General features: G+C 70.6%; 5 protein-coding genes. All 5 read left to right on the forward strand.

Going from position 1 to position 3,581, the window contains the following annotated elements:
- Positions 1-326: response regulator (locus VF794_RS27550; RefSeq protein ID WP_331115458.1), on the forward strand; the 326-nt coding region annotated here is incomplete at its 5' end.
- Positions 327-336: 10 nt separating this feature from the next.
- Positions 337-1,203 (forward strand): response regulator, encoded by an 867-nt coding sequence (locus VF794_RS27555; protein WP_331115460.1) that lies wholly within the window; start codon positions 337-339, stop codon positions 1,201-1,203.
- Positions 1,200-2,417 carry a CheR family methyltransferase gene (locus VF794_RS27560; RefSeq protein WP_331115461.1) on the forward strand — a complete coding sequence of 406 codons (1,218 nt, stop codon included), beginning with the start codon at positions 1,200-1,202 and terminating at the stop codon, positions 2,415-2,417. Before VF794_RS27555 ends, VF794_RS27560 begins: the two co-directional genes overlap by 4 nt.
- Positions 2,414-2,959: a chemotaxis protein CheW gene (locus tag VF794_RS27565; RefSeq protein WP_331115463.1), complete on the forward strand. Its 546-nt coding sequence runs from the start codon at positions 2,414-2,416 to the stop codon at positions 2,957-2,959. The genes VF794_RS27560 and VF794_RS27565 overlap by 4 nt, the downstream gene beginning before the upstream one ends.
- Positions 2,949-3,581: Hpt domain-containing protein (locus VF794_RS27570; RefSeq protein WP_331115464.1), on the forward strand; the 633-nt coding region annotated here is incomplete at its 3' end. The genes VF794_RS27565 and VF794_RS27570, both read left to right, overlap by 11 nt.

Here is a 3,581-nt window from a genome sequence, read left to right on the forward strand (position 1 = left end):
TCAAGATCTACCTCATGAACCTGAAGATGGGGTTCGTCGAGGCAGAGGATGCGACACGGGCGTTGCAGCTGCTCCGGCTGGTGCCGGTGAAGCTGGTCATCGCGGATATCAACATGCCTGGTATGGACGGCATCACCTTCGTGAAGCAGGTGCGTCAGAGTCCCTTGACGCACGTGCGAGACGTTCCGGTCATCCTGCTCACTGGTGAGCGGGGCGGTGACCTGCGTCAGCGCGGCGTGGAAGCCGGTGCCAATGCCTTCATCAACAAGCCGGTTTCCCATCACGACCTGACGGAAACCGTGCGCAAGTTCCTGGCCCAGAACTGAGAGCCTAGTTGTGAGCCTCCCGTCCCTGCTCCTCGTCGATGACAGTGATGCCATCCTGGCGCTCGAGCGCGCCATCCTCTCTGGCCATTACGCGCTGAACACCGCGAGTAACGGCAAGGAGGCGCTCGAGAAGGTCAGTCGCGTCCAGCCCGCCGCCGTCCTCCTGGACCTCTCCATGCCGGAAATGGATGGCGATGAGGTCCTCAAGCGGTTGAAGGCGGATCCCACCACCGCCGACATCCCCGTCATCATCATCTCCTCGGAGGCGTCGCGGGCGGAGGCATGCCTGACGATTGGGGCGGAACTCTTCCTGGCCAAGCCCTTCCGCGCCGATGAGCTGCTGAGCGCGGTGGAGAACGCGCTGGCCAACGCGCGGCGCCGTGCCCGGGTGGGCGCCATGGCCCTGCTGCGGCTGACGGTGGGAGGCCTGGAGTTCGCCATCCCGCTCGAGTCGGTGCGGCAGGTCATCCTCCAGCCCGCCACGCGCCCGCTGCCGATGGGGCCGGCGTACATCTCCGAGTTCTTCGAGCTGCGGGGCCAGCCGGTGTGCGTGCTGGACCTGGCGCGCCGGCTGGACGTGGCCCACCGCGAGGTCGTCGAGGAGCGCAAGCTCGTCATCCTGGAGATCGACGAGGTGCTGCTGGCGCTGAGCGTGGACGCGGTGCAGGACCCTGAGGAGTACCAGTCCTCGGACATCGAGCGGCGCGAGCGCGTAGGTGGCTCGGATCACGGCCTGCTGCGCAACACGTTGCTGGGAATGCTGAGGGCCGGAGATCGCTCCGTGCCCATTTTCGAGCCGCGGGCCTTCGCCACGCAGGAGTTGCTGCGTGAGGCGATCCAGGTGCTGAGGCCCGAGGGGGTGGAGCGCAGCGCATGAGTACCGGAGTGGAGCCGCAGCAGCTGCTCACGCGAGCGCGTGAGGTCGTCTCGTCGTGCACGGGGTTTCGGGACACGGCCATCTCGCCCTCGGCGGTGGACCGCGTGGTGCGCGCGGAGCTGGCCCGGGGGCGTTCCGCCGCCGAGCTGATGGCGGAGCTCCAGCGTCCCGGCGCGCCACTGGCCAAGGCGCTGCTCGATGCCGTGTTGGTGGGGGAGACGTACTTCTTCCGCCACCCGGAGCAGTTCCGCTTCCTCGCCTCCGAGGCGGTGCCCGCGGCACTGCGCCGGGGCAACGGCGTGCTGCGCGGCTGGAGCGCGGGCTGCGCCTCCGGTGAGGAGACCTACTCCATCGCCGCGTGCCTGCTGGGCATGGCGCCCGCGGGCACACGCGTGGAGGTGCTCGGCACCGACCTGCACGAGGGGCGCCTGGAGTACGCGCGCCGGGGCGTCTATGGCAACTGGTCCCGCCGCGAGGCCGGGCCGCTGCTCTATCCCGTCTACCAGGAGACGGCCGTCGAGGGGCGGGTGAGCGTCCTGGATCACGTGCGCGCCGTCACCCGCTTCACCCAGGGCAACCTGCTGGAGCCGCTGGCCGAGGTGCACGGCAGCTTCGACGTCATCTTCTGCCGCAACGTGCTGACGTACTTCTCGCCCGATGCGGTGCAGACGGCGCTGGGGCACCTGGCGCGCGCGCTCGTCCCGGGCGGCTTCCTGCTGCTGGGCACGGTGGAGGTGGATCATCCGCCCGCCGGGCTGGTGCGCGTGGGCCTGCCGGAGCTCCAGGCCTTCCGCCGCCCGCTACCGCAGGAGCTCCAGGCGCCGCCGCGTCCCGTCGCCCGCTCCCCCGAGCCGGCCCGGGCGGCGCTGCGTGTGACTCCGCCACCCATGCCCGCGCCCGCTCCGGCGCCCTCACCCGTGCACCTGCACCTCGAGGCGCTCCAGCGCATCGAGAGCGGCGACGAGACGGGCGCGGCTTCCACCTTGGAAAAGCTCCTGGAACAATTCCGGGACTATCTACCCGGCATGCTGGAGTTGGCCCTGCTGCGCGAACGCGCGGGGGCTCGCGAGGCTGCCTTCGCTCTCATGCACACCGTGCGCGACATCGCCGCCCGGCTTCCGCCGGATCTGACCGTCAAGGGACCCGAGCCGTTACCGGCTCGCTTCTACAGGGCGTCCGCTGACGCCTTCCTCACGTTGGGAGCCATCGAATGAGTGCGAACCCCCGAGGCCCCGAGGAAATCCAGGATCCGGAGATCCGCTCGCTCCTGGACGAGCGCGCCACGCGCCTGCGTGGGCGGGTGGAAGGAACGGCCGACGAGACCGTCATCATGGTGGCCGAGTTCCCCCTGGGCGAGGAGCGCTACGCGCTGCCGCTGGACTCGCTGCGCGCCGCGCTGCCGCTGCGCCTGGTGACGCCGGTGGCCCTGTCCCAGCCTCATGTCATTGGCGTGCTGCGCTACCAGGGTTTCGTGCTCTCCGCGCTCAGCCTCGCCGCGCTGTTGGGCGGCCATGGCTGGCGGCAGGACCCCGCCGTGCTGCTCGTCGTGGAGCGCGGGGACGGGGAGCTGTGTGCCCTGGACTGCGAAGCCATTCCCCGTCCGCTCAGCCTGCCCACCGTGGCGGTCGAGGCGGCGCGGGCACAAACCGAGGGCCCGGTCATCGAGGTCCCCGTCCAGAACAACCGCCAGATCATCCACCTCATCGACCTGCCGCGCCTCTTCGCGCGCGGTGCCGGGGCGCGCAATGCCGGTTGACCCCATGCTGCAGAGCCTCGTCGCCGGTTTCTCGGGCGAGGCGCAGGAAGTCTGTCAGAAGGTCACCCTGGACCTGCTCGAGCTGGAGCGGGAGGGCATCGACAACGAGGCGCTGGCCAAGGTGTACACCCGCCTGGCGCGCCACCTGCACACCCTCAAGGGCAGTGCGGCCAGCCTCGGGTTGCAGGACCTGAGCTCCATCGCCCACAAGCTGGAAGATGCCCTCGCGCCGCTGCGCAAGGACATCACGCCCATGCCGCGGTCCATGGTGGACATGCTGCTGCACGGGTTGGACCTGTTCCTGCTGCGTGCCCAGGCGCATGCCGAGGGGCGCGGGGATTCGCTGCCGGATCCAACGGCCGCCCTGGCCCAGCTCGTGGCGGAGGCACCGGCGCCCGAGGAGGCCGCGGGTGGCGCCCACCATGCCCCCGAGGCCGCGGCCCATGCGCCCGTGAAGGCCGCGCCCGCCGCCGCTCCGTCCCAGGCCGCGCCGTCGACCCTGGCGGACGACTCCGACGCGGACGCCGGCTGGCGCGTGGCCGCCCACCAGGTGACGGCGCTGATGCGCGAGGTGGAGCGCCTGCGCGAGTTCCGCATGCGCCTGGAGGACCGGCTCCGCGAC

Source organism: Archangium sp. (assembly GCF_036389735.1).
Lineage (GTDB): Bacteria > Myxococcota > Myxococcia > Myxococcales > Myxococcaceae > Archangium.

Excerpts from the sequence above, each read along its gene's own strand:
- VF794_RS27560 (WP_331115461.1), top strand. The coding sequence starts at position 1,200 with ATGAGTACCGGAGTGGAGCCGCAGCAGCTGCTCACGCGAGCGCGTGAG.
- VF794_RS27565 (WP_331115463.1), top strand. The coding sequence starts at position 2,414 with ATGAGTGCGAACCCCCGAGGCCCCGAGGAAATCCAGGATCCGGAGATC.